Source organism: Streptomyces sp. NPDC045695, from assembly GCF_056432025.1.
This window is the reverse complement of the sequence record NZ_JBWKJU010000005.1, coordinates 341,449-348,116: the sequence shown is the minus strand read 5'-3', so window position 1 is coordinate 348,116 and position 6,668 is coordinate 341,449. Positions and strand designations below refer to the sequence as shown.

Here is a 6,668-nt window from a genome sequence, read left to right as displayed (position 1 = left end):
GGTGGCCGGGGGTTACGCCCCCCCCTCCCCCCCCCGACCGGGAGGGGGGCCCCCCCCCCCCCCCCCCCCGGGCCAGGCGGGACTTTGACGACAGGGCCTCTAGGACTCACCCCAGCAGGGCGTAGACGGTGGAGGCGGTGGCGGCCGGCTCCGCCGCGCCCTCGGGGGTCAGGGTGATGTCGGCGAAGGCCATCCGCTTGCCGAGCTTGGTGACCCGTACGCGGACGAGCACGTCGGCTCCGACGACCGGCCGCTGGAAGCTCGTCGACTGCTGGACGGTGGTCATCGGCCCGTACCCACCGCGCGCGGCGGAGATCGCGATGACGGTGGCGGTGTCGGCGGCCGCCATCATGGCCTGCCCGGACAGGCCGCCGCCGTCCCGGGCCAGTTCCTCGGACCAGGGCAGCCGCAGTACGGCGTGCCGCTCACCCGTCTCCTGGACGGTGAGGCCGAGGGCGAGCACCCAGGGGGCGAAGTGGTCGGCGAGGATCTTGTCTGCGTCTGCGGGTGAGAACGTCACCGGGAGATTGTGGCGGCCCGGGCGGGCCGCCACAATCCCCTGCGGTCACGGGCTGCGGGTCAGAGGGTGGCGGCCAGCTCCGTGCCCTGCCGGATGGCCCGCTTGGCGTCGAGCTCGGCGGCCACGTCGGCGCCACCGATCAGGTGGGCCTCGACGCCGGCCGCGCGCAGGGCCTCGTAGAGGTCGCGGCGCGGCTCCTGGCCGGTGCACAGCACCACGGTGTCGGCCGGTACGAGGCGCTGCTCGCCGCCGACGGTGATGTGCAGGCCCTCGTCGTCGATGCGGTCGTACGTGGCGCCCGCGACGGACACGACACCGCGGTGCTTCATCTCGGCGCGGTGGATCCAGCCCGTGGTGGTGCCGAGGCCGGCGCCGACCTTGGTGGGCTTGCGCTGGAGCAGGTGGACCTGGCGCGGCGACGCGGGGCGGGACGCCTCGGTCAGGCCGCCGGGCCCGGTGTAGGCGGTGTCGACGCCCCAGTGGCGGAAGTAGACGTCGGGGTCCTGGGAGGCGCCCTCGCCGCTGTCGGTGAGGTATTCGGCGACGTCGAAGCCGATGCCGCCGGCGCCGACGACGGCGACGCGCTCCCCGACGGGGGCGCCGTCGCGCAGCACGTCGAGGTAGCTGACGACGTGGGGGTGGTCCACGCCCTCGATGTCGGGGGTGCGGGGGGTGACGCCGGTGGCGACGACGACCTCGTCGTAGCCCTGGAGGGTGTCCACGTCGGCGCGGGTGCCCAGGCGGACGTCCACGCCGCTCTCCACGAGCTGGGTGCCGTAGTAGCGGATGGTCTCCTCGAACTCCTCCTTGCCGGGGATGCGGCGGGCGATGTCGAGCTGGCCGCCGATGTGGCCGGAGGCCTCGAAGAGGGTGACGGCGTGGCCGCGTCCGGCGGCGGAGACGGCGCAGGCGAGTCCGGCCGGGCCGGCGCCGACGACGGCGACGCGCTTCTTCAGCTGGGTGGCGGACAGGACGAGTTCGGTCTCGTGGCAGGCGCGCGGGTTGACCAGGCAGCTGGTGATCTTGCCGCTGAAGGTGTGGTCCAGGCAGGCCTGGTTGCAGCCGATGCAGGTGTTGATGGTCTCGGATCGGCCGGCGGCCGCCTTGGCGACGAAGTCGGCGTCGGCGAGGAAGGGGCGGGCCAGCGACACCAGGTCGGCGCGGCCGTCGGCGAGCAGCTCCTCGGCGATCTCCGGGGTGTTGATGCGGTTGCTGGTGACGAGGGGGACGCTCACCGCGCCCATCAGCCGCTTGGTGACCCAGGTGTAGGCGCCGCGGGGAACGGAGGTGGCGATGGTGGGGATGCGGGCCTCGTGCCAGCCGATGCCGGTGTTGATGATGGTGGCGCCGGCCGCCTCGATCTCCTTGGCGAGGTGGACGACCTCGTCGAGGGTGGAGCCGCCGGGGATCAGGTCGAGCATCGAGAGGCGGTAGACGAGGATGAAGTCGTCCCCGACGGCCGCGCGGGTGCGGCGGACGATCTCCAGCGGGAAGCGGACGCGGTTCTCGTACGCGCCGCCCCAGCGGTCGGTGCGCTGGTTGGTGGCGGCGGCGATGAACTCGTTGATCAGGTAGCCCTCGGAGCCCATGATCTCGACGCCGTCGTAGCCCGCGAGCTGGGCGAGTCGTGCGGCGCGGACGAAGTCCTCGACGGTGCGCTCGACCTCGGTGTCGGTGAGCTCGTTAGGTACGAAGGGGCTGATGGGGGCCTGGAGGGCGCTGGGGGCGACGAGGTCCTTGTGGTAGGCGTAGCGGCCGAAGTGGAGGATCTGCATCGCGATCTTCCCGCCCTCGGCGTGCACCGCCTCGGTGATCACCCGGTGCTCGGCGGCTTCGTCCTCGGTGGTGAGGCGGGAGCCGCCCTCGAAGGGCCGGCCCGCGTCGTTGGGTGCGATGCCTCCGGTGACGATGAGCCCGGCGCCGCCGCGGGCGCGCTCGGCGTAGAAGGCGGCGAGGCGCTCGAAGCCGCCCTCGTGCTCTTCGAGGCCGGTGTGCATGGAGCCCATGATCACGCGGTTGGGCAGGGTGGTGAAACCGAGGTCCAGGGGGCTCAGCAGGTGCGGGTAGCGGCTCTGGGAACTCTGCGGACTCATCGGGGTGTGCCTCCTCGCGCGGGGTGATGAACCTGTTCTAGCGAGGGAGAGTCTGTTTTGCAACTAGGTGCAAAACCAGGCGGGGCCCGTCTCCCCGGATTCCCGGGGGAGGCGGGCCCTCCTTGTGGTGGAGTTCACGCCCGCGCCGCGAGGGCGGGGGCCGGCGCGGCCGGTGCCCGTCAGGCGCGGTGGAGGCGGACGGTGAGGATCTGGAAGGGGCGCAGGGTGAGGTGGACCGTGCCGTCGGCCGCCGGGGCGGCGACGGCGGACCCCTCCAGGGGGCGTTCCAGCAGGTCGCTCTCGACCGCCGCCGCGATCGGGAAGTCCGCCGTGAGGGTGGCCGTGGCGCGGCCCCCGAGGGATTCGTAGAGGCGCACGACGACGTCGCCGCCGCGGTCCTCGGCGAGCTTGACGGACTCGACGACGACCGCCTCGTTGTCCACCACCAGCAGCGGGGCGACCGGGGTCGCGCCGGTCAGGGTGCGCTCCGGCAGGTTCAGGGCGTGGCCCTCGCGGACCGCGTCGGCGATCTCCGCGCCCGGGGCGAGGCAGTAGCGCAGGGTGTGGCGGCCCTGGTCGGTCTCCGGGTCGGGGTAGCGCGGGGCCCGCAGGAGGGAGAGGCGGACGGTGGTGGTCTGGCCGCCGTCGGCCCGTACGTCGCGGGTCACGTCGTGCCCGTACGTGGAGTCGTTGAGCAGTGCGACGCCCCAGCCGGGCTCCTGGGCGTGGATCCAGCGGTGGGCGCAGATCTCGAACTTCGCGGCCTCCCACGAGGTGTTCGTGTGCGTGGCCCGGAAGACATGCCCGAACTGAGTCTCGGAGGCGGTCCGTTCGGCCTTCACGTCCAGCGGGAAGGCGGCCTTGAGGAACTTCTCCGTCTCGTGCCAGTCCACCTCCGTGACGATGTCGACGGTCTTGGCCCCGGCCCGCAGGGTGAGGGACTGGACCGCCTTCGAGCGGCCGAAGGAGCGGGTGACCCGGACGGTGACGGACGCGGGACCGCTCTCGGCGACCTCCCGGCGGTCCAGGTCCACGAGGTCCGTGACCCGGTGGCGGTAGAACTCGTCGACGTCCCAGGCGTCCCACATGTTCGGGTGGTCGGGATGGATCTGGAGGAGGTTCGCCGCCGCCCCGGGGGCGATCGACTCCCGGCGCCCCTCCAGGTCGTAGGCGCGCACGATCAGGCCGCGGCCGTCGATCTCCACCAGCAGCCGGCCGTTGGCCAGGACGTACCCGCCGCCGCGCCGCTCCTCGACCGTGACGGGCCGCCCCGGCTCGGCCGGGCGTCCCGCGCCGCCCGCGGGGACGCCGCGCCGGGCGTGCGGGGCGCAGTTGAAGACCAGTTCCTCGGCGCCCTCCCCCGCGAGGGCCCGCTGCGCGGCGAGGGTGATGGCCTGGAGCTCCTCGCGGATCCGCGCGTACGTCTCGCGCGCCTCGCGGTGCACCCAGGCGATGGAGGAGCCCGGCAGGATGTCGTGGAACTGGTGCAGCAGTACCGTCTTCCAGATGCGCTCCAGGTCCTCGAACGGGTAGGCGAAGCCGGGGACGCGCACGGCGGCCGTCGCCGCCCACAACTCGGCCTCGCGCAGCAGCGATTCGCTGCGGCGGTTGCCCTGCTTCGTCTTGGCCTGGGAGGTGTAGGTGCCGCGGTGCAGCTCCAGGTAGAGCTCGCCGACCCAGACGGGCGCGTCCTCGTACTCGGCGTGGGCCTTCTCGAAGAAGGCGTCGGGCCGCTCGATCTCCACCCGAGGGGAGCCCTCCAGGTCCCGCTGCCGCCTGGCACGGGCGAGGTGCTCGCGGGTGGGGCCGCCACCGCCGTCGCCCCAGCCGAAGGGGACCAGCGAGCGCGAACCACGGCCCTTGTCACGGTAGTTGCGGGCGGCGTGGGCCATCTGTGCGCCGCCCAGGTCGGAGTTGTACGTGTCCACGGGCGGGAAGTGCGTGAAGACGCGGCTGCCGTCGATGCCCTCCCACCAGAAGGTGTGGTGGGGGAACGCGTTGACCTGGGACCAGCAGATCTTCTGGGTCAGGAACCACCGGGAGCCGGAGAGCTTGACGATCTGCGGCATCGCGGCGGTGTAACCGAAGGAGTCGGGCAGCCACACGCTGTGCGTCTCGATGCCGAACTCGTCGAGGAAGAACTTCTTGCCGTAGAGGAACTGGCGGACCATGGCCTCGCCACCGACCATGTTGGTGTCGGACTCCACCCACATGCCGCCGACGGGCACGAACTGTCCGTCCACGATCTTCTTCTTGACGCGTTCGAAGAGCTCGGGCCGGTAGGTCTTGATCCAGTCGAGCTGCTGCGCCTGCGACATCGCGAAGACGAACTCGGGATGCCGGTCCATCAGGTCGACCATGTTGGACGCCGTACGCGAGACCTTGCGCACCGTCTCGCGCAGCGGCCACAGCCACGCCGAGTCGATGTGGGCGTGGCCGACCGCGCTGATCCGGTGCGCGGAGGCGTGGGCGGGGGCGCGGAGCGCCCCGGCGAGGCGTTCGCGTGCGGCGGCCGCCGTGCCGGGGACGTCCGTCAGGTCCAGGGCGTCCAGGGCGGATTCGAGGGCGCGCAGGATCTCGTAGCGCCGGGCGTCCTGGGTGTCGAGTTGCGTCATCAGGCCGTAGAGCACTTCGAGGTCCTGGACCAGCTCCCAGACCTCGGCCTCGAAGACGGTGAGGTCCATCCGGGCGAGCCGGTAGAGGGGCTGGTCACCGCTGGTCCGCTTGTCGCCCTCGTACGTGGGCGCGTGGTCGACCAGGACCGGATTGGAGGCGGCCTCGACGTACCAGTGGACCTGCTCGCCGCCCTCGGCCCGGTCGGCCACGCGCACCCAGTCGTTGTACGGGTTCAGTGCCTTGACCTCGCTGCCGTCGGCCCGGTGGACCAGGCCCTCGCACTGGAAGCCCGGCATCATCCGGTCGAATCCGAGGTCGAGGACCGCCTCCACGGTGCGGCCGGCCCACTGCGCGGGGACGGTGCCGGTGACCTTGAACCAGGTGGTGCCCCAGGCCGGGCCCCACGCGTCGCCGATGGCGCAGGGCTCGTAGGTCGCGGCCAGGCCCTCGGCCACGGGGACGGGTTCGTCCGGAGCCTGCCAGCGCTCGACGGTCAGCGGGACGGGACGGGAGTGCACGGCTGGCTTGATGCGCTCCTGGAGGACCCGGCGCAGGCGGTGTTCGGTGATGCTGCGGTCATCGTGCATGACGGCTGCTCCTGAGGAGGGGTGGTCAGTCAGTACAGGTGAGGTCGCGGGGCGGCGGGGGTCAGGTCTTGACGGCTCCCTCGCCCACGCCCTTGAAGAAGAAACGCTGGAGGGCGAAGAAGAGGAGCATCATCGGGATGAGCGCGGCCATCGCGCCCGCCGCGATGAGCCGCTGGTCGTTGACGGTGGTGGCCCCCGCCAGCGTCTTCAGCCCCAGCTGCAGGGTGTAGTGGTCGCTGTCGGTGAGGACCAGCAGGGGCCAGAGGAAGTCGTCCCAGGCGCCCATGAAGCTGGTGATGCAGACGACGGCCAGGGCGCCCTTGACGGCGGGGAGGAACACCCGGGTGAAGCGGGTCCATTCGCCCGCGTCGTCCAGGACCGCGGCCTCCTCGACCTCCTTGGGCACGGCCAGGAAGGCCGCCCGCATGATCATGATGTTGAGCACGGAGACCGCGCCGGGCAGCCAGACGCCGATGAGGGTGTCGACCAGGCCCATCTCGCGGACCGTGAGGAACATCGAGATCATCACGGATTCGAAGGGGAACATCAGGGTCGCCACCAGCACGGTGAACACCACCTGACGGCCCTTCCACGCGGCCCGGGACAGGGCGTATCCGCCCATCGCCGAGAAGAGCAGGTTCGAGGTGACCGCGAGGACGGCGACCGTGAGGGTGTTGCCGACGTACTGGAGCAGGGGGAAGGAGTCGGCGACCCGGGCGTAGTTGTCCAGGGTCGGCTGCGAGGGGAGCACGCCGTCGTACACGTTCTCGGTGCGGCCCCGGATCGAGGTCAGGAACTGCCAGACGATCGGGCCGAGCATGACCACGAGCATCGTCGTCAGCGTCGCGTACC

Annotated in this window: 4 protein-coding genes; all 4 read right to left on the bottom strand. The window is 71.8% G+C overall.

Features of this window, described 5'->3' with window-relative positions; genetic code table 11:
• Positions 1-106 precede the first annotated feature (106 nt).
• On the bottom strand, positions 107-520 hold the full coding sequence (locus tag AC07DU_RS12560; protein ID WP_360893746.1) for a PaaI family thioesterase: 414 nt from the start codon (positions 518-520) through the stop codon (positions 107-109).
• 59 nt (positions 521-579) lie between these two features.
• Complete coding sequence (locus AC07DU_RS12555; protein WP_479111096.1) at positions 580-2,613, bottom strand: oxidoreductase; 2,034 nt, start codon at positions 2,611-2,613, stop codon at positions 580-582.
• A 179-nt stretch (positions 2,614-2,792) separates the two neighbouring features.
• Positions 2,793-5,816 carry an alpha-mannosidase gene (locus AC07DU_RS12550; protein WP_479111094.1) on the bottom strand — a complete coding sequence of 1,008 codons (3,024 nt, stop codon included), beginning with the start codon at positions 5,814-5,816 and terminating at the stop codon, positions 2,793-2,795.
• Between the two features lie 61 nt (positions 5,817-5,877).
• Positions 5,878-6,648, bottom strand: a complete 771-nt coding sequence (locus AC07DU_RS12545) for a carbohydrate ABC transporter permease (RefSeq protein ID WP_479111165.1) — start codon at positions 6,646-6,648, stop codon at positions 5,878-5,880.
• Positions 6,649-6,668 lie beyond the last annotated feature (20 nt).